Raw genomic sequence first — 17,987 nt, forward strand, 5'->3', positions numbered from 1 at the left:
CGCCCTTCACGGCCTGAAGCTGCTGCGCTGCTGCGTCACGGCGAGCTCCGATACCGGCGCCGCGCGGTGGCCCCATGCGCTGCGCAGGTACGTGACGACGGCCGCGACATCCGCATCGGACAGCGTGGTGGCGAAGGGCGGCATGCCGAAGGGCCGCGGGTTGCCGCGGGTGGCGGGTGCGTAGCCGCCGTGCAGCACGACCTGCACCAGGTTCGTCGTCTCGGGCATCGTGACCGCGCGGTTGCCGGCCAGCCGCGGGTAGGCGCCCTTCACGCCTTCGCCCTGCGCGCCATGGCAAGTGGCGCAGTGCTGTTCGTACAGCTTGCCTCCCCGCTGCAGCACGTCGGGCGCCGCCCGCGGCGTTTCGCGCGGGTCGCTGTCGCCGGGCGCCGGAGGCAAGGCCTTCAGGTACACCGCCATGGCCCGCAGGTCGGCCGGCTCGAGGTACTGGGTGCTGTGCAGCACGACCTCGGCCATCGGGCCGGAGACGCTTGCGCGCGGGGCGGTGCCCGTGCCGAGCAGCTGCACGATGTCCTGCAGCGGCCAGTCGGCCACGCCGGCCTCCGTGGCGGATGCCAGGGACGGGGCATACCAGTTCTGCATCGGGATCAGGCCGCCGGACAGGTCCATCACGTCGCGCGTGCCGCCCAGCGCGTTGCGCGCGGTGTGGCAGGCGCCGCAGTGGCCCAGGCCCTGCACGAGGTAGGCGCCGCGATTCCATTCGGGCGTGCGCGACGGGTCCTCGGCGAAGGTCTCGGGCTTGAAGTAGAGGATGCGCCAGACCGCCAGCGCGGCCTGCGTGTTGTACGGCCAGCGCAGGCGGTGCGCGCGGTTCGGCTTGTTGATGGGGGGAAGGCTGCGCAGGTAGTCGAACAGCGCGTCGGAATCGGCGGCCGTGACGCGCGTCGTGTGCGTGTACGGGAAGGCCGGGTAGAGCAGCCTGCCGTCGCGGGAGCGCCCCTCGTGCAGCGCCCGCCGGAAGTGCCCCGCCGACCAACGGCCCAGGCCGGTCTCGGCATCGGGGGTGAGGTTGCTGGCGTACACCGTGCCGAACGGCGTCTCCAGCGGCCGGCCGCCGGCGTACGCCGCACCGCCGCGCTCGGTGTGGCACAGCATGCAGTTGCCGGCACGGGCGAGGTAGGCGCCGCGCGCCACCTGTTCCGGCGCGGGCGGGGTGCGTGGCGCGGTGTCCAGCACGCGCTGCGCCCCCTGGAAGCTGTAGAGCCAGACGATGCCGGCCAGCACGGCCACCAGAACCAGCAGGAACAGCAGGAAGCGCTTCATCGGCCCGTCCCCGCCACCGGCGGCTGGGCGGAGCCGCAGCGCATCGGCGGCGGCTCCGGTGCCGCCGCCGGCTGCGCCGTGCGGCCCTTGCGGCGCGGTGCCGCCTTCGCCGGGACCGGGCCGGCCGCCACCGGCTTCGCATCCTTCGGCAGCGGTTCGGACGCGAGCCACGCGGTCACCGCGGACAGGTCTTCGGGCGCCAGCCGGCGCGCGATCTCGCCCATGCAGTCGGGCGGCAGCGCCCGGCGCTGCCCCGTGCGCCACGCGCCGAGCTGCGCGTTCAGGTAGTCGCGCGGCAACCCGAGCAGCCCCGGCGTGTTCGGCTGCACGCCGGTGAGCGTCTTGCCGTGGCAGGCCGCGCACGCCGGGATGCGGCGCTCCGCGTCGCCCTGCAGCGCGAGTTCGCGTCCGCGCTGCAGGACTTCGGCGGGAAAGGCAGCCGCGTGCGGCGCAGGGTAGGGGAGGTCGAGACGCGCGAAGTGCTGCGCCATCTCGTAAAGGTATTCGTCGGACAGCGTGTCCAGCAGTCCGGCCATCAACCCGTAGTGCCGCCGGCCTTCGCGGAAATTGAGCAGCTGGTTGTACAGGTAGCCGGCCGGCTTGCCGGCGATGCGCGGGTAGTAGCCGTCCGGGCCGGCGCGCCCCTCGCGCCCATGGCACACCGTGCACGCGAGGGTGCGCTGCGCCATGTCGTCGCGGAACGGGGCGGGCTGCGCCGAGGCCCCCGTGGCGAGCCACAGGGCAAGGGCGAACGAAAGAAGCAGGCCGCGCATGGGGCGCGACTATGCCATTGTTGGCAGCCGCACACCGTGTCGTCGGCGCGCGGACGACATGGTCATGGTCCGAGTCCTACAACCTGCTCGGGGTGCGGCTCCTAAGGTGGCCGCATGAACCTCTACCGACGTTCGAGCAAGCCGAAGCCGCAGGCCGAGACGCCTCGCGCACGGCGCCGGCCGCCCGCGGGCGGCGAGGGCACCAACGCGGTCCAGCACAAGCCGGACCCGAAGGCGGAGCCCATCCCCGACGGCGAGCACAAGTACGTGCCGCGCAGCCCGTACCGCACGGGCAACTACTAGCGCCGCTGCGTTCAGCCCCCGAGTTCGATGTCGGACCGGGGAAAGGCCACGCACGGCAGCACCCAGCCGCCGGTGCGTTCCTCGGGCAGCAGGCCGGGCCACGGGATCCGGTAGGCAACCTCGCCACGATGCAGCGGCTGCAGGCAGGCACGGCAGGTGCCGTTGCGGCAGGAATTCGGCAGACCTTCCACGCCGGCGAGCAGCGCGGAAGCCAGCAGCGTGCGTCCCGCATCGGCCTCGAAAGTGGTGCCGGCCGGGCGCACCGTCACGCGGAACGGGCCGTCGTCCGGCCCCTTTTCGGTCATGGCCTGATCATAATCAGCGCGACAACCACAACGGCAACCCTCCCATGGCCACCAGCCTGCTCGCGCTCCTCGACGACATCGCCACCATCCTCGACGACGTTTCCGTCCTCACCAAGGTGGCGGCCAAGAAGACGGCGGGCGTGCTCGGCGACGACCTGGCGCTGAACGCGCAGCAGGTCACCGGCGTGCTGGCCGACCGCGAACTGCCGGTGGTGTGGGCCGTCGCCAAGGGATCGATGGTCAACAAGGCCATCCTCGTCCCCGCGGCGCTGGCCATCAGCGCGATCGCCCCCTGGGCGGTGACGCCGCTGCTCATGGTCGGGGGCGCCTTCCTCTGCTTCGAAGGCGCCGAGAAGCTGGCGCACAAGTTCCTGCACAGCCGGCAGGAGGACGAGCAGCACCACAAGGAACTGATCGAGGCAGCCGCCAACCCGCAGGTCGACATGAAGGAGTTCGAGAAGGAAAAGATCAAGGGCGCGGTGCGCACGGACTTCATCCTCTCCGCCGAGATCATCGTCATCAGCCTCGGCACCGTCGCCGACCAGGACTTCGTCACGCGCGTCGCGGTGCTCGTCGGCATCGCGCTGCTGATGACGGTGGGCGTGTACGGGCTGGTGGCCGGTATCGTGAAGCTGGACGACCTGGGGCTGCACCTGACGCGGCGCGCGTCCTCGGCGGCCAAGGCGATCGGCCGCGGCATCCTCCGCGCCGCGCCGTGGATGATGAAGTTCCTCTCCGTCGCCGGCACCGCGGCGATGTTCCTGGTGGGCGGCAGCATCCTGGAACACGGCATTCCCGCGCTGCACCACCTGGCCGAGGGCATCACCTCGGGCGCGGGCGCCTTCAGCGTGCCGGCCGGCATGCTGGTGGATGCGGTGGTTGGCCTTACGGCGGGCGCGATCCTCGTGGCCCTGTATGCCGCCATCCGCAAGATGCGCGGCAAATCGGCCCTGCCTGCGTGAAGACCCTTAGGGCGGTTGCTCATGCGTAGGCACCCTCCTACGCTGCCTCGCGCGGTGCGCGGATAAGCGCAGGGCGACCCGCACCGAACAATGGCTCTTCGATAGAGGGAGAGCCGCCATGCCTGAAATGCAGCCGTCCACGCCGTCCGATGCCGCCATGCCGGTGTCCATGGCCGCCATGCCCACGTTCGACGACATCGACTACGCCCTCGGCTGCGAATGCGCCGACCCGTCGCTGCAGATCGAGCGCTGGGGCCAGGAAGCTTCCGGGCCCGGCGAAGCGAACTAAAGCGCGAAGCGGCACTCCTACAGCGGGTGCCTGAACTGCCGCACGCGCCGCCGCCGCGGCGCTGCCTAAGCTGGCGCCTCCAGCCGGGAACCACCGACCATGCAAGACCCCCACCGCCAAGACACCCCGCGCGAGGACGCCCCGTCCGCCGAGTTCACCGATGCCCTCAAGAAGGGCGTGCTGATCGGCATCGCGCTGCTGGTGGTCCTGATCCCGGCGCTGCGCATGGTGCAGAAGCCCGAGGCGCCGCAGCCTCCGGCGCAGGTGGCCGTGGCGCCGCCGGCCCCCGTGCCCCCACAGCCGGAGAGTCCCGCCGCCACGCCGGAAGGTCCGGCCCTGCCGGCCCCGAGCAAGCCGGGCATGCGGCTCGCCGACTTCCGCGGCGAGGAACCGACGGCGGATGCGCGCCTGGTCGCCAACTGGGCGGTGCACACCCGCAACCACAAGCAGAACGCCTTCGTCGTGATCGACAAGAAGGACGCGCGCGTCTACGTGTTCGCGCCGGACGGCAAGCTGGTGGAGAGCGCGCCGGCCCTGCTGGGGTCCGCCCGCGGCGACGACTCCTTCCCCGGCATCGGCGACAAGCCCCTGTCGGCGATCAAGCCCTTCGAGAAGACGACCCCGGCCGGCCGGTTCATCGCCGAACCGGGCCGCAACACCAGCAACGAGGACATCGTGTGGGTCGATTACGACGCCGCCGTGTCGATGCACCGCATCCGCCCCACCAACGCCAGCGAACGCCGGCTGGAGCGGCTGGCCTCGCTCACCGTCGACGACAACCGGGTGTCCTTCGGGTGCGTCAACCTGCCGGTCTCGTTCTACGAGAACGTGCTGAGCCCCACCGTGCAGAGGCACGGCGCCATCGTCTACGTGCTGCCGGAGGTCAAGACCGTGCAGCAGGTGTTCGGTGCCTACGACGTGCTCGCGCCGCAGAACCAGGCCGGCCGCGAGCGCGAAGGCATGCAGCGGGTCGCGCTGCAGCAGGCCCGCTAGCCCGGCTGTTACCTTTCCACCTCTTGCGGCGCCACGGCCGCGCTTGCTAGCATCTCCCACTGTCGAGCCACGAGAGCTCGGCAGAGGGGACTCGGATGTTGGATCGGCGCCGGTGGCTGCGGACTGCAGCCGGTGGGACGGCTTGGGTTTGGGCTGCGGTCTCGCAGCCTGTTCTCGCCGCCTTGCGGGAGTTCAGTGCGGCGGAGCCGTCACAACCGGCAAGACACCTCGTGACCTGGGCGCTGAAGACCGGCGATCCGCGCGGCCGGCCCTTCGCCGTCGTCGACAAGCGCGCGGCGCACCTCTACGTCTTCCATGCCGACGGCCGCCTCGCCGGCCATTCGCAGGCCCTGCTGGGCAGCACCATCGGCGACCACACCGTCCCGGGCGTCGGGCAGCGTGCCCAGACCGGCGACGTCGGTCCGGACGAGCGCACCACGCCGGCGGGCCGCTTCGAAGCCATGCCGGGCCACAACGACAAGGGCGAGCACGTGGTGTGGGTGGACTACCAGAGCGCGTTCGCGATCCACCGGCTGCGGCCGGGCTTCGCCTACAAGGCCCGCTCCACGCGCCTCGCCCATGGGGATGCCAGCGACAAGCGCGTCTCGTGGGGCTGCGTCGTCGTGCCGGTCGCGTTCTACACGGACGTGGTGGAGCGCGTGCTCGGTGCCGGCCGCAGCGTCGTGTACGTGCTGCCGGAAACGCGATCGCTGCAGCAGGTGTTCCGCGCGCTCGACGAAGTCTGAGCCGATGCGCCTCCGTCCGACATGCGGGTGCGGGCGGCACTGACGTTGCCTCAGCGGCGTCTCTCTATCTTGGGGGTCTGGCATCAATGCCAGGGAATTAGCACCCAACACCAAGGAGAGTCCTGACATGTCCTCGCTCAAGATCCTGACCGCCGTCGCGGCCGCCGCCACTTTCAGCCTGGCTTTCGCCCAAGGCACCCCGCCCCAGCCGGCGTCCAACCCCGCCGTGGGCCAGGGCCAGCAGAGCTCGCAAAGCACGCCCATGGGCTCCACCGGTACCCCCGGCGGCAGCGGCACGGCTGCGCAAGGCTCCACGGCCGGCAGCACCGCCGGCAGCACGGGCACGTCCTCCGGCACCATGAGCTCCGGCTCCACGGCCGGCGCGACCTCCGGCAGCGGCACGATGTCTTCCGACACCGGCGCCACCACGACCCGCCGCGCCCGCGCCGACCGCAACTAAAAGCGGAACGCAGACCATGAAAAAGCGCGGGACTCCCGCGCTTTTTTCTTGGCTGGACGCAACCTCAGGTCAGGATCTGCTTGCCTTCGGGCGTGACCACGCACCCGCTGATGCGCCACTGGTTGTCCTGCTGGCGGTTCAGCAGGTAGGTCAGGGACCAGGACGCGCCTTCGACGTCCGTGATGCGCACCTTCTGCATCGCGATCGTGCCGTCGGTCTCCGGCTTCAGGAACAGCACGGTCGCCGGCTGCATCAGCATGGGATATTGCTCGCGCACGGTGTCGAGGAAGCTTTCCGCCGTGCCGAACTGCGTGCGCAGGTCCGGGTCGGCCAGCGCGAACGCGCGCGTGGCGTCCTGCGCCGACAGCGCCTGCAACTGCTGCTGCACGACCTGCTGCACCACCTGCACCGATGCGGCCCGGGGCGCGGCCGCCTGCGGCGGCTCGGAGGTGAAGACGCCGGCGAACAGCACGGCAGTGAAGATCAGCGACCACGCGGTGGCCGGGGTGCGGAGGCCGAACCGGTGCTTGCGCAGCGGCGTGGACGGAGATTGGGAGTCGATCTGCACGAGGACCTCAGCGGATGTGCCACGAAGCGGCAAGGGTTTGGACGTGCTGCACCCCGGCACCGGCCGGGACTTCCGCGCGCGCCTTCAGCTGCATGCTGGCGGCCGCCAGGGCGATGCCCACGAGGGTGAAGAAGCGCATCATCAGGGGGCTCATCGAAGCTCCGGGCGGGTGGATGTGTGACGCCAGTCAGGGTAGGTCCGCAGCGGGATGCGCCCTGTAGGCGAAGCTCCCGGTGGCACGTGGGAGCCGCAAGCGCGGCGTTGAGGGTGGCTGGACAAGGGGGCCGGACGCGGGAAAAGTGCGCAGGCTCATGCAGCCTTCCGCAGTGCGCAGGCTCATGCAGCCTTCCGCAAGGGGAAGCCAGCCGGCCCACTGGACAATGTTCTCGCTTGTTCGCCTGCGGAAGCGGAAAGCCCGATACCTGTCGTCAAAGCGCGGAAGCCGGCTGGCTTTGCGTGATTGGAGGCCCCGGGGCTCGGAACGTGCGCAGGCGGCGCGCGCGAGCGCCTGTAGGCCGCCGCAGGCCCGGGTTGTGGGAGCCGCAGGCCGCTTCAGTCGCCGGTCAGTTCGGCCAGGCCTCCGTCCGGCTCGAAGCGCCGGTTGCGCCACGACAGCCGTGTGGGGCCGGGCAGCAACTGTTCGGCCTCGGGGTGCCAGGGATCGCCGGGGTAGCAGAGCACGCGCACCCCGTCCACGTCGTTGGGCTGCGGACGAATGCAGGGCGGCCGGCGCGCGCGGGCCGCCGCGAACACCCCTGCGACGCTCCGGTGGCGTGCGAGATGCGCCAGGCTCATGATCTGCGGCGGCGCCAACTCGATGCCGCCGTGCCAGTACTGGCGCAGCGCCTCCCGCGGCGGCAGCCACAGGCTCTCCGTGGCCTCGTGGTCGTCGTGCACGGGATGCTGTCCCGGCGGAACGGTCGCGACGAAGAAGCGCGTGTCAAAGCGCTTGCGCACGACGCTGGAGATGGTGGGCGTGACCCAGCGTGACCAGGGCAGCAGGGCGCTCGCCGTGAGCGTCACACCCAGCGGCGCCAGCACCGCGTCGAAGCGCAGCCCCCCGCGCAATGCCGCCCACGCCCGCGCCGCTTGTTCGGGCGTGGCATCGGCCAGCAGCAGGCCGGTCTCCTCGAACAGCTCGCGGACGGCGGCGACGAAAAGGCCGGCCGCTTCGCCGGGTGGCAGATCGGGTTCGCCCAGCAAGGCATGCAGGTCTGCGGGCGTCCGGTCCAGGCGCGTGGCCCATGCGGCGTCCTCCGGGTCCAGCTTGCCGCCCGGAAACACGAACGCACCGGCCAGCACGTCCGACTGCGCGTGACGCCGCAGCAGGAACACCTCCAGCCCACCCGGGCCGTCGCGCAGCAGCACCACCGTCGCGGACGGCGCGGCGGGCCCGTGGTTGTGGAAGGTCTGCAGCTCCATGCCCGCAGGCTAGCAGGCGCGGGCGCCGCGCGCACGCCAGGGCGCGACACGCGTCGTATGCTCGCCGCATGCCCGATTTCAGCGAAGCCATCGTCCACGCGCAGTCCCACGAGGTGCCGTGGCCGCGCGACCCGTCCGCCGACCCTGCGCACTGGGGCGTGCACCACGCGGACGCGCCGCCATTCAACGTGCTGCGCGGGCCGGTGCACGCGCGCGGCGGCGTTTCCGGCGTCGTCTTCCTGCGCGGCGAGGAGGCCGCGAGCTGGGGCGAACCGGCGCGTGCCGACCTGACGTTCAGCGTGGCGAAGACCTACCTCGCGCTGCTGGCCGGCGTGGCGCACGCGCGCGGCCTGCTCGATCCGGCCGAAACCATCGCTTCGCGCCTGCCCGGCATCGGCTTCGACGATGCGCACAACCGCGCGATCACGTGGGCGCACATGCTGGAGCAGACCAGCGAGTGGCAGGGCAGCTGCTTCGGCATGCCCGACGAGGTGGAGCACCACCGCCGGGTTTCGCACGACCCCAAGCCGCCACAGGGGCGCAAGGGCGAGCGCCGGGACCTGCAGGCGCCGGGCCGCTACTGGGAATACAACGACGTGCGGATCAACCAGCTGTCGCTGGCGCTGCTGCACCTGTTCCGCCGTCCCTTGCCCGAGGTCTTCCGGGAGGCCGTGCTCGCGCCGCTCGGCGGCGGCGAGGGGTTCCGCTGGGTCGGCTACGACGACGCATGGGTGGAGATCGACGGGCAGCGCATGCCCTCCGTCCCGGGCGGCAGCCACTGGGGTGGCGGCGTGTCGATCAGCGCGCGCGACCAGGCGCGCATCGGGCAACTGCTGCTCGACGACGGCGTCCACGCCGGCCAGGCCTTGTTGCCGCCCGGCTGGGTGCGGCGCATGCAGCAACCCTGCGCGATCGCGCCGTTCTATGGCTGGCTGGCCTGGCTGAACCGGGACGGCGCAATGTTCGCCGACGCGACGCGCGAGAGCTGGTTCATGGTCGGCGCCGGCGGGCACTACGTGTGGATGGATCCCGTGCACCAGGCGGTCGTCGTGGTGCGCTGGCTGGACCCTGCCCGCGCACCCGGCTTCGTGACCCGCGTGGCACGCGCCCTGCGCGGCTAACCGCCGCGCGCGCGCATCCGTTCCTCGATCAGCTGGCGCGTGGCGCGCACTTCGCCGGCGAACGGGCTCTGCGTGTCGTCGGCGCGGCGGATGAGCGCCAGCGCCTCGCCGTGGCGGCCCTGGTCGGACAAGGTCTGCGCCAGGTTGTTCAGCACGATCACCGATTGCGGGTGCCGCTGCAGCGCCGTGCGCAGCACGCGCGCCGCCTCGTCGAGCGAACCGCGCGCATGCAGCTGGTTGGCCAGGCCGACGGCGGCCGGCAGGCTGTCCGGCCAGCGTTGCAACGCCGCCGTGTAGCCGCGGACGGTCGCTTCCGCGTCGCCGCCCCGCGCCAGGCCGAGCAGGGCGTCGAGCCAGCGCTGTTCGGTGGCGGTGGCGGGGATGCGGTCCGGCGGCACCACCACCATCGCCCAGTAGCCGCCCGGGATCCAGGTGCGTTCGAAGGCGGTGAACGACATCTGCTGGCGCTGCTGCAGTCCCGAGCGCAACAGGATCGTGCCGGTCTCGTAGTCGAAGCCGTTGACGACGGCGTAGTGCCATTGCGTGAGGAGAGGCCCGATGTCCTGCAGCACCACCACGGGATGGCCGGCGGCGACTTCGCGCAGCAGGTCCGCGTAGCGCGGCTCCAGCCGGTAGCTCACGCGGCCATGGCGGCGCGGCGTGGCCAGCATCTCGAGCTGGAGGCTGCCGCGGCGCGCCGGCAGCCAGACCTCGTCGACCAGCGCCTCGGGCCGAATGCCCTTGCCGGCGTGCGTGAGCACGGTGGCGAGCGCGGCGGGGCCGCACTGGAACTCGTCCTGGGGGAAGAAGGGGACCTGCGACAACTCCACCGCCCGCGGCACGCCGTCAGGCCATTGGGTGCGCAGGTCGACGGTCTGCGGGATCAGCGACGCGCAGCCGGACAGCGCCAGCACGGCCGCCCACAGGGTGGGCAGCCGCGCGCCGCGGAACAAGCGCAGGAGAGCCTGCATCCGCCCTTACTTGCGGATGGCGTAGTACCAGATGAGGGCGGCGACCAGCACGATCGCGACCCAGCCCCAGGTGCTGATGTCGCCGGCGGCCGGGCCGTGCTGGATGTCCTGCGCCAGCGCGTGCACTTCCGCATCGCTCATGGCACGGATGCGTTCGCGGGCAGCCACCGGGTCGACGCCGGCGGACTGCAGCTGCGCGACGACCTCGGCACGGTCCAGCGAGCCGAGCACCAGCGCCCGCTCGGGCGTCATGGTGGCCGCGGCCGCCTGGTCGGCCCCGATCAGCCCGGCCTGCGCGGTCTGGAACGACAGCGCCAGGACGGAAACCACCAGCGCACGACAGGTCGTTTTCTTGAAAGCGAAGTTCATGGAAGCGCTCCTTGGATGTTGTCCGTGCCCGGCGGGCGCCGTAACGCGGAGCGCAATTTACGCATGCAGGACGCAGGCGTGGTGTAGCGCTTCACCAAGGAGAAACACGTTGGTACAAGTGTTGCGGGCCGTGTCGCCGCCCTTGAAACCACGGTCGGGCTGCGCCGCGCGCTGCGCGGCGCCGGCACGGTCAGGACTGCGGCGGAACCACGTCCTCCAGCACCTCCGGGTCGCGCCGGATGGTGTCGCGCACGCGGTGCTCGCGGCGGTCGAGCTTGCCGAAAGCGTGGTCCAGCGCATGCGACAGCTTGTCGGCCGCGCCGCGGAAGGCGAGGTTCTGGTCGGGTGCGTAGTTGGTGACGGCGACCGGCGCGCGGCCGTTCACCCGGGCTTCCATCATGCAGCGCTTGTCGACACCGCCGCCCTTGCCCGCATGGTTCTCGTCGGTCATCTGCACCTCGATGCTGGTGATGTCCTGCTCGAAGCGCGCGAGATGCTCGTTGAGGTAGTCGCTGGCCCAGCGCTCCAGGGTTTCCTTGTTCTCGATGTCGTTGCTCGTGTTGACTTGCACTTTCATGCGGATTTCCTTTCGCGTTTGCATCCACTCTGCGCACCGATGCGCGACCGGGCAAGTCGTCCTGCTTTGATTGGCCTGTCGGACGCGGCCTGCCCTTGCGGGGCAGTATGCTCGCGCCGCAAGGAGAACATTGCACATGCTGGACCTCATCGAGGCCGAATCGGGCCCGAACCCCACCGCGACCATCCTGATCCTGCACGGCCTCGGAGCCGACGGGAACGATTTCGTGCCGATCGCGCAGGAACTGCGCCTCGAAGGCGTCGGCCCTGTGCGCTTCGTCTTCCCGCACGCGCCCGTGATGCCGGTGACCATCAATGGCGGCTACCGCATGCGCGCCTGGTACGACATCCTCGGCACGGAGCACCAGGGCGTGCAGGACGAAGCCGGCCTGCGGCGGTCGCAGCAGCTGGTGGAGGCGCTGATCGCGCGCGAAAAGGAACGCGGCATCCCGGCGCATCGCATCGTGCTCGCCGGCTTCTCGCAGGGTTGCGCGATGGCGCTGCTGACCGGCCTGCGACAGCCCGAGCGCCTGGCCGGCATCGTCGGGATGTCCGGCTACCTGCCGCTGGCGGAGAAGACCGCGGCCGAGCGCAGCGAAGCGGGCAGGGGCACGCCGATCTTCCTGGCCCACGGCACGCACGACAACGTGATCGAACTCGCCCGGGCCACCGCGTCACGCGACGCGCTGAAGGCGCTGGGCTACGACGTCGAATGGCACGAGTACCTGATGCCGCATTCCGTGTGCCCGGAGGAGATCGAGCACCTCGATGCCTGGCTCGTGCGGGTGCTGTCCGCCGACTGACGCCCGCGGACAGCCTCGCGGCCTACGCCACGGCCGCGCCGGACGCGTAGCCTCGGGAGCATCCAAGGAGAACAAGGAGCTTTCGATGAACCACAATCCCTTGCTGGGCCAGGTGCTCGGCGGACTGATCGGGCAGGCCATGAGCCGTCGCGGCATGGGCATGCCTGGTGGCGGCGGCATGGGCGGCCTTGGCGGCATCGCGATGGGCAGCGTGCTGGGCGGCATGCTCGGTGGCCGCCGTGGCCCCATGGGCCTCCCGGCCGCGCGCGGCGGCAACGCGAGGAACGCGCTGCTGCTCATGATGCTGCCGATGGCGATGCGCTGGGTGCAACGCAACGGCGGCGTGGGTGCCGTGCTCGATCGCTTCCGGCAGAAGGGCTACGCGGGGCAGACGCGGTCCTGGGTGGACCGCGGCGACAACCAGCCGCTGGACGAGCAGGCCGTCGAACAGGTGGTCGGGCACGACGAACTGCGGCAGATGGCGGAGCGCCTCGGCGTGCCGGAGCAGGAGGCCGCGCAGGCTTTCGCGGAAATCATGCCGGAGATGGTGGACCAGCTGACCCCGGCCGGGGAGTTGCCGCAGCAGGCCGACGCCGTGCTGGAGGAAGCAGGCCAGACGCTGGAGCGAGAGATCCAGGACGTCGACTTCCGCGAGATCCGCAAGACCTGAGGGCCGCGGCGGCGGGCTAGACCTCGCCGCCGAAGGTCTTGATCAGGTTGGCGATGTACTTGTCGACCAGCTTCTCGAATTCGGCAGCGACGATCGGCTCGACCACCATCTTCATCAGGCCGGGCACGGGCACGTCCACCGTGCCGTCGATCTTGAGCACCAGCTTCGTGGACTTGCCCTTCTGGTCGGTGACTTTCCAGCTGCCGCCGACGAGGGCGTTGCCCACGCCCTTCACCGGCGTCCACTTCACGGAACCCTTGGCCTTGTCGACGGCATACTTGCTCGCGTAGACGGTCTGGATGTTCACCTGCGCCGTGCCGACCTTCTGCATCTCCCACTGGTAGACGCCGTCACCGAGGTCGGTGAGCTTCTCCACCTTCGGGAAGTGCGAAACCGAACGGGGCACGTCCGACAGCACGGCGAAGACTTCGTCGAACTTGGCCTTGACCTCGAATTCGTAGCCGAGGTCGATGTGCACGGTCACCGTCATGGGCGGTCTCCTGTTGGGATGGAGCGTATTCTGACGCGCTGCTGTCCGGGATTCAGGGCGAGGTCGTGGGCCGGGAGAGTTCGCGCTGCTTGCCCGGACCCCCGGCCCGCCCTGTCACTGGTAGCAAGAATTCAGGCGCGCCGCGCGCGCCACTCCGCCGCCCGCGACACCGCCGTGCGCGCCACGCCGACGAACGCATCCACCGCGCGATCCGCGCCCGTCGTCGAGACCTCGACGCCCTTGACGTACCACCGCGATAACACGTCGCGCGCGTGGCTCGCGTTGCGGCGCGTTTCCTCCGACAGCTTGGGGCTGGACTCGGCGAAGGCGCTGTCCCAGCGCGAGCGGGCGAAGGTGCCCAGGCGGTCGCTGCTCTCGCGCAGCTGGCCGACGGCCTTGTGCGCCTGCGTGTCGAAGCCGGCCAGCCATTGCTCGGCGGCAGCACGGAAATCGTTGTTGTCCATGGGAGTTCTCCTGTCTGGGGGGATGGCCGGATTGTCCGGACGCGGGCTAGGGCTCGCGACCTAAAGGGGCGCCGCGCGCTAGAGGTGCGTCCCTAGCACGAACCCTCAACCCGTGCTTGGGCCGGCACGAGCAGGTTTTCGGCAAAGGTGTTAACTTCGCACGCGAATCGACAAGCCGTCCCCGAGGGCGCGACACCTGAGATCCATGAGCAACCTGCAAGAAGGCTTGAACACGCTGGCGCCCGCGCGGCTCCAGGGCATCCGGCGCGGCATCGAGAAGGAAAGCCTGCGCGCGACGCCCGCCGGCGTGCTGGCGCTCACGCCGCACCCGACGGCGCTGGGCTCGGCCCTCGCGCACCCCAACATCACCACGGACTACAGCGAGTCGCAGCTGGAGCTGATCACCGGCGTGCACGCCAGCGTGGAGCAGTGCCTGGAAGAGCTCACGCAGGTGCACCAGTTCGTGTACCGCGCGCTCGGCGATGAACTGATGTGGGTCAGCAGCATGCCGTGCACGCTGCCGGCGGACGAGACGATCCCCATCGGCCGCTACGGCGCATCCAATGTCGGCCGCGCGAAGAGCGTGTACCGCATGGGTCTCGCGCACCGCTACGGCCGGCGCATGCAGACCATCTCCGGCATCCACTACAACTGGTCGCTGCCCGGCGTGAGCGATGCCGAGTACTTCGGCTTGATCCGCAACTTCCGGCGCCACGCGTTCCTGCTGCTGTACCTGTTCGGCGCCTCGCCGGCCGCCTGTTCGAGCTTCGTCACCGGGCGCAAGCACGAACTGCAGACGCTCACCACCGGCACCGTCTACATGCCCTACGGCACGTCTTTGCGCATGGGGCGCCTGGGCTACCAGAGCGACGCGCAGGCGAGCCTCGCCGTCAGCTACAACAGCCTCGAAGGCTATGCCGCGTCGCTGCACGAAGCGCTCACCCAGCCGTACCCCGCCTACGAGGCGATCGGCATCGTCAACCCCGGCGGCGAGTACAACCAGCTGGCCACCAGCCTGCTGCAGATCGAGAACGAGTTCTACGGCACCATCCGGCCCAAGCGCGTGATCCGCCCCGGCGAGCGCCCGCTGCACGCCCTGCGCGAACGGGGCGTCGAGTACGTGGAGGTGCGCCTGATGGACCTCGATCCCTTCGTGCCGATCGGCATCAAGGCGCAGACCATCCGCTTCCTCGACGTGTTCCTGCTGCACTGCCTGCTGTCCGGGAGCCCGCAGGACAGCCCGCAGGAGATCGCGGCGCTCGGGCGCAACCAGCACCGCACCGCCGCCTATGGCCGCGACCCGGCGGTCCTGCTGGAGCGCGACGGCCGCGAGGTGAAGCTCACCACCTGGGGCGCGGAGATCGTGGAGCAGTGCGGTCCCATCGCCGCGATGCTGGACCAGGTGCACAAGACCACCGACTATGGCGATGCGCTGCGTGCGGCCCAGGCCCTGCTCGAGAACCCGGACATGCTGCCGTCGGCGCGGGTGCTCTCCGCGATGGCACGCGAGCACCAGAACGCCTTCTCCGCCTTCACGCTGGCGCAGTCGGAGCAGGCCAAGTCCAAGCTGCTCAAGCTGCCCTACGGCGGGAGCCTGCACGCGCGCATGGAGGCGGTGGTGCAGCAGTCCGTCGCCGACCAGAAGGCGGTCGAGGCGGCCGACGCGCTGCCGTTCGAGCAGTACCGCCAGCAGTACATCTCCCCGGAGCGGCTGGGCCTCGGCCAGGCCGCCGTCGCGCCGGCGCTCGCTGCCGTCTGACGCTGCCATCCGGCCGCTCGGGCACCCCGGCGGCGCGCGGCAGCTGCGTGCGCGAAGAAGTACAATCTTCGCGTTTCCGGGGGCCGGGACGTCGCGCGGCGCGGCGGGCCCCCCAGCAAACCCGCTTCTCCTGCTGCAGGGCCTGGTTGCCGGTTTGCAGCAAGATCCGGCTTCGGCCGGCCCGTGGATCCAGCCAGATGCAACCCCCAGGGAGGGCGCCGCGCGGAGCGGCGAGTGCACCGGCTGTGCGCTGAGGACATCGAATGGCGAAGGAAGAACTGATCGAAATGAACGGCCGCGTGGCCGAAATCCTGCCGGACTCGCGGTACCGCGTGATCCTGGACAACGGCCATGAGCTCGTGGCTTATACCGGCGGCAAGATGCGCAAGAACCACATCCGCATCATCGCCGGCGACATCGTCAGCCTGGAACTGTCGCCGTACGACCTGACCAAGGGGCGCATCATGTTCCGCCACCTCCCCAACCGCGCCAGCACGGGCGCACCGCCGCAGCGGCGTCGCTGAGGCGCAGGACGGCAACGAAAAAGCGGCCCGCGGGGCCGCTTTTGCTTGGGCGACGCAGCGCGCTCTACAGGCTGGCCGGGCGCGTGGGCGCGAACCCGTCGCCCTTGGCGGGCGCATGGTGGCGCCGCATGTCGTCGTCGCGCAGCGCCAGCAGGCGCTCGAGGTCGGCGCGCACGTCCTCCTGCGGCTTCGGGATCATCACCGGCCCTTCGATGATGTCGCCGTGGCTGCTGATCGGCGCCGGCTGGGTGGGGTCCGGGCGCGGCTCCGGTGCCGTCCAGCTGTTGGCGTGCGGCAGCGGCGGGCAGATCGAGCGGTCGTCCAGGGCGAACTGCCACGACATCCCGACCAGCCACTTGCTCGCCTGCGGGTCGAGGATGTTGAGCCGGTGCAGGAAGTCCTGTTCCAGCGCGGGCGCGTGCAGCATCAGCCGCGGCTCCCAGTGCCGCACCAGGAAGCGCATGTGCATGCCCGCGTCCTTCTGGCTGGTGCTGGTGCGCAGCATCTCGGCCGACAGCCAGGTGGCGGGGATGCCATTGCGCAGCATCAGGTCGCGCAGGGCCACGCGCAGCACGTCCTTGCGGATCGAGTTCACCGAACCGCCGCTCTGCGTCGCCTGCGAATGGCCGAACTGCATGCTGGCCGCGGGCCCGGACGGGCGCGGGGCCTTGGCCGCAGGCGCGGACTTCTTCCCCATCAGCAAACCGAACATGCCCATCCCCTGCCCCTCGTGTCGCAAAGATGCATCTTACAGTTTGATGCAATTCGCCCGAAAGTACGCCTGGCGGTCCGGGCCTCCCGCTCATCGGGAAACGGCGGCGACAAGCGGCGGCCTGCGCTGCGGCTAAAGTCGGCGGCTTTGCACACAGGACTGGGCAATGGCATTGGATTTCAGCGGCCGCGTGGCCATCGTCACGGGCGCGGGCGGCGGCCTCGGCCGGCAGCATGCACTGGCGCTGGCGGCAAGGGGCGCGCGCGTGGTGGTCAACGACCTCGGCGGCGGCGTCGACGGGTCGGGCGGATCCGCGAGCGCGGCGCAGAAAGTGGTCGACGAGATCCGCGCGGCCGGGGGCGAGGCGATCGCCAACGGCGCGTCGGTCACCGACGCCGCGGCCGTCGAGGCGATGGTGCAGCAGGTGATGGACGCGTGGGGCCGGGTGGACGTGCTGGTGAGCAACGCCGGCATCCTGCGCGACAAGAGCTTCGCCAAGATGGACCTGGCCGACTTCCGCCTGGTGCTGGACGTGCACCTCATGGGCGCCGTGCATTGCTGCAAGGCCCTGTGGCCGGTCATGATGGCGCAGAAGTACGGCCGGATCGTGCTGACGACGTCCTCGTCGGGGCTGTACGGCAATTTCGGCCAGGCGAACTACGGCGCGGCCAAGATGGCGCTGGTCGGCCTGATGCAGACGCTCGCCATCGAAGGGATGAAGCACGACATCCGCGTGAACTGCCTGGCGCCCACGGCCACGACGCGGATGACGGAAGCGCTGTTCCCGCCCGACATGCTGGAGCACTTCGGCCCGCAGGCGGTCGTCCCGGCGATGCTGGTGCTGGCCTCGCAGGAAGCGCCGACGCGCACCACGCTGTGCGCGGGTGCCGGCGGCTTCGAAGCCGCGCATGTCACGCTGACGCAGGGCGTCCACGTCGGCACGGGTGCGGATGCGCCCGAGCGGCTGCTGGCGCAGATGGACGCAGTGCGCGACCGGCACGGCGAGACGGTGCCGGGGAGCGGGGCGGAGCAGGGCGCGAACGAGATGCGCCTCGCCCGGGCCCGCCAGGCCTAGCGGCGCTGCAACACGAACTGGTCGCCGATGCGGACCCAGCGATGGTCCCGCGGCGGGCGCTGCAGCCCGTAGTCGCGCCAGTTGTTGATGTACACACGGTTCTGCAGGCCCGGCGCCACGCCGCCCAGGATGTAGGGGAGGCCGTCGCGGCCGAAGTTGCGGTAGTCCGGCTGCGGCACGGCCGGCACGCCACCGGAATAGCCCAGGCGGTCGGCCTGGTGCCGGTAGCGATCTTCGTCCGTCACCAGCACTTCGGCCTGCGCGACGGAAGAGAAGGCTCCGAAGGCCGCCAGGGCGGCCGCGGCAAAGGCGATGGTCTTCGATTTCATGGGGGCTCCTTCGGTGCGG

25 protein-coding genes are annotated in these 17,987 nt (G+C 70.7%); 12 read left to right on the forward strand and 13 right to left on the reverse strand.

Annotated elements, in window-relative coordinates:
- Positions 1–6 precede the first annotated feature (6 nt).
- A complete protein-coding gene (locus IM787_RS13270) occupies positions 7–1,284 on the reverse strand; it encodes a c-type cytochrome (RefSeq protein WP_193677165.1) in 1,278 nt (425 codons plus the stop codon).
- Complete coding sequence (locus IM787_RS13275) at positions 1,281–2,057, reverse strand: c-type cytochrome (RefSeq protein ID WP_193677166.1); 777 nt, start codon at positions 2,055–2,057, stop codon at positions 1,281–1,283. Before IM787_RS13275 ends, IM787_RS13270 begins: the two co-directional genes overlap by 4 nt.
- Before the next feature lie 114 nt (positions 2,058–2,171).
- On the opposite strand from IM787_RS13275, the gene IM787_RS13280 reads away from it, so the two are divergent.
- Positions 2,172–2,360: a hypothetical protein gene (locus IM787_RS13280; protein WP_193677167.1), complete on the forward strand. Its 189-nt coding sequence runs from the start codon at positions 2,172–2,174 to the stop codon at positions 2,358–2,360.
- Positions 2,361–2,371: 11 nt separating this feature from the next.
- Here the strand turns inward: IM787_RS13280 and IM787_RS13285 are convergent, their stop codons facing one another.
- Positions 2,372–2,665: a 2Fe-2S iron-sulfur cluster-binding protein gene (locus IM787_RS13285; protein ID WP_193677168.1), complete on the reverse strand. Its 294-nt coding sequence runs from the start codon at positions 2,663–2,665 to the stop codon at positions 2,372–2,374.
- A gap of 44 nt (positions 2,666–2,709) precedes the next feature.
- Between IM787_RS13285 and IM787_RS13290 the strand changes: the two genes are divergently transcribed.
- From IM787_RS13290 to IM787_RS13310, 5 genes are all read left to right on the forward strand, one after another.
- Positions 2,710–3,627: a DUF808 domain-containing protein gene (locus IM787_RS13290; protein WP_193677169.1), complete on the forward strand. Its 918-nt coding sequence runs from the start codon at positions 2,710–2,712 to the stop codon at positions 3,625–3,627.
- Between the two features lie 118 nt (positions 3,628–3,745).
- Positions 3,746–3,916, forward strand: coding sequence for a hypothetical protein (locus IM787_RS13295; protein ID WP_193677170.1), 171 nt, complete (start codon positions 3,746–3,748; stop codon positions 3,914–3,916).
- A 99-nt stretch (positions 3,917–4,015) separates the two neighbouring features.
- Positions 4,016–4,909 (forward strand): hypothetical protein, encoded by an 894-nt coding sequence (locus IM787_RS13300; RefSeq protein WP_193677171.1) that lies wholly within the window; start codon positions 4,016–4,018, stop codon positions 4,907–4,909.
- Positions 4,910–5,139: 230 nt separating this feature from the next.
- Positions 5,140–5,655 (forward strand): L,D-transpeptidase, encoded by a 516-nt coding sequence (locus IM787_RS13305; RefSeq protein ID WP_193677172.1) that lies wholly within the window; start codon positions 5,140–5,142, stop codon positions 5,653–5,655.
- A 127-nt stretch (positions 5,656–5,782) separates the two neighbouring features.
- Entirely contained in the window at positions 5,783–6,115 is a 333-nt protein-coding gene (locus IM787_RS13310) for a hypothetical protein (protein WP_193677173.1), read from the forward strand.
- Between the two features lie 64 nt (positions 6,116–6,179).
- On the opposite strand, the gene IM787_RS13315 is transcribed toward IM787_RS13310, so the two are convergent.
- The 3 genes from IM787_RS13315 to IM787_RS13325 form a co-directional block, all read right to left on the reverse strand.
- A complete protein-coding gene (locus tag IM787_RS13315) occupies positions 6,180–6,683 on the reverse strand; it encodes a DUF4864 domain-containing protein (RefSeq protein WP_193677174.1) in 504 nt (167 codons plus the stop codon).
- 7 nt (positions 6,684–6,690) lie between these two features.
- Complete coding sequence (locus tag IM787_RS13320; RefSeq protein WP_193677175.1) at positions 6,691–6,837, reverse strand: hypothetical protein; 147 nt, start codon at positions 6,835–6,837, stop codon at positions 6,691–6,693.
- A 398-nt stretch (positions 6,838–7,235) separates the two neighbouring features.
- Positions 7,236–8,105, reverse strand: a complete 870-nt coding sequence (locus tag IM787_RS13325) for an NUDIX hydrolase (RefSeq protein WP_193677176.1) — start codon at positions 8,103–8,105, stop codon at positions 7,236–7,238.
- A 68-nt stretch (positions 8,106–8,173) separates the two neighbouring features.
- On the opposite strand from IM787_RS13325, the gene IM787_RS13330 reads away from it, so the two are divergent.
- Positions 8,174–9,226, forward strand: a complete 1,053-nt coding sequence (locus IM787_RS13330) for a serine hydrolase domain-containing protein (RefSeq protein ID WP_193677177.1) — start codon at positions 8,174–8,176, stop codon at positions 9,224–9,226.
- On the opposite strand, the gene IM787_RS13335 is transcribed toward IM787_RS13330, so the two are convergent.
- The 3 genes from IM787_RS13335 to IM787_RS13345 all read right to left on the reverse strand — a co-directional run bounded on the left by IM787_RS13335 (position 9,223) and on the right by IM787_RS13345 (position 11,143).
- Positions 9,223–10,197, reverse strand: a complete 975-nt coding sequence (locus tag IM787_RS13335) for a PA2778 family cysteine peptidase (protein ID WP_193677178.1) — start codon at positions 10,195–10,197, stop codon at positions 9,223–9,225. The genes IM787_RS13330 and IM787_RS13335 overlap by 4 nt on opposite strands.
- A 6-nt stretch (positions 10,198–10,203) precedes the next feature.
- Positions 10,204–10,566 (reverse strand): PA2779 family protein, encoded by a 363-nt coding sequence (locus tag IM787_RS13340; RefSeq protein ID WP_193677179.1) that lies wholly within the window; start codon positions 10,564–10,566, stop codon positions 10,204–10,206.
- A gap of 190 nt (positions 10,567–10,756) precedes the next feature.
- Complete coding sequence (locus IM787_RS13345; protein ID WP_193677180.1) at positions 10,757–11,143, reverse strand: HPF/RaiA family ribosome-associated protein; 387 nt, start codon at positions 11,141–11,143, stop codon at positions 10,757–10,759.
- Between the two features lie 136 nt (positions 11,144–11,279).
- On the opposite strand from IM787_RS13345, the gene IM787_RS13350 reads away from it, so the two are divergent.
- A complete protein-coding gene (locus IM787_RS13350) occupies positions 11,280–11,945 on the forward strand; it encodes an alpha/beta hydrolase (protein WP_193677181.1) in 666 nt (221 codons plus the stop codon).
- A gap of 85 nt (positions 11,946–12,030) precedes the next feature.
- Positions 12,031–12,615: a YidB family protein gene (locus IM787_RS13355; RefSeq protein WP_227494371.1), complete on the forward strand. Its 585-nt coding sequence runs from the start codon at positions 12,031–12,033 to the stop codon at positions 12,613–12,615.
- A 16-nt stretch (positions 12,616–12,631) separates the two neighbouring features.
- Here IM787_RS13355 and IM787_RS13360 read toward each other — a convergent pair whose 3' ends face one another.
- Both IM787_RS13360 and IM787_RS13365 read right to left on the reverse strand, forming a co-directional pair.
- Positions 12,632–13,105, reverse strand: coding sequence for an SRPBCC family protein (locus IM787_RS13360; protein WP_193677183.1), 474 nt, complete (start codon positions 13,103–13,105; stop codon positions 12,632–12,634).
- A gap of 131 nt (positions 13,106–13,236) precedes the next feature.
- On the reverse strand, positions 13,237–13,569 hold the full coding sequence (locus IM787_RS13365) for a hypothetical protein (RefSeq protein ID WP_193677184.1): 333 nt from the start codon (positions 13,567–13,569) through the stop codon (positions 13,237–13,239).
- Positions 13,570–13,774: 205 nt separating this feature from the next.
- On the opposite strand from IM787_RS13365, the gene gshA reads away from it, so the two are divergent.
- On the forward strand, positions 13,775–15,328 hold the full coding sequence (gene gshA / locus IM787_RS13370) for a glutamate--cysteine ligase (RefSeq protein WP_193677185.1): 1,554 nt from the start codon (positions 13,775–13,777) through the stop codon (positions 15,326–15,328).
- Positions 15,329–15,591: 263 nt separating this feature from the next.
- Positions 15,592–15,852: a translation initiation factor IF-1 gene (gene infA, locus IM787_RS13375; protein WP_193677186.1), complete on the forward strand. Its 261-nt coding sequence runs from the start codon at positions 15,592–15,594 to the stop codon at positions 15,850–15,852.
- A 64-nt stretch (positions 15,853–15,916) separates the two neighbouring features.
- Here infA and IM787_RS13380 read toward each other — a convergent pair whose 3' ends face one another.
- Positions 15,917–16,564 (reverse strand): hypothetical protein, encoded by a 648-nt coding sequence (locus tag IM787_RS13380; protein ID WP_193677187.1) that lies wholly within the window; start codon positions 16,562–16,564, stop codon positions 15,917–15,919.
- A gap of 166 nt (positions 16,565–16,730) precedes the next feature.
- On the opposite strand from IM787_RS13380, the gene IM787_RS13385 reads away from it, so the two are divergent.
- Positions 16,731–17,639: an SDR family NAD(P)-dependent oxidoreductase gene (locus IM787_RS13385; RefSeq protein ID WP_193677188.1), complete on the forward strand. Its 909-nt coding sequence runs from the start codon at positions 16,731–16,733 to the stop codon at positions 17,637–17,639.
- On the opposite strand, the gene IM787_RS13390 is transcribed toward IM787_RS13385, so the two are convergent.
- Positions 17,636–17,968 (reverse strand): RcnB family protein, encoded by a 333-nt coding sequence (locus tag IM787_RS13390; protein ID WP_193677189.1) that lies wholly within the window; start codon positions 17,966–17,968, stop codon positions 17,636–17,638. The two genes, IM787_RS13385 and IM787_RS13390, sit on opposite strands and share 4 nt — an antisense overlap.
- Between the last annotated feature and the right edge of the window lie 19 nt (positions 17,969–17,987).

The sequence above is a fragment of the Ramlibacter pallidus genome (genome assembly GCF_015070875.1).
Lineage (GTDB): Bacteria > Pseudomonadota > Gammaproteobacteria > Burkholderiales > Burkholderiaceae_C > Ramlibacter > Ramlibacter pallidus.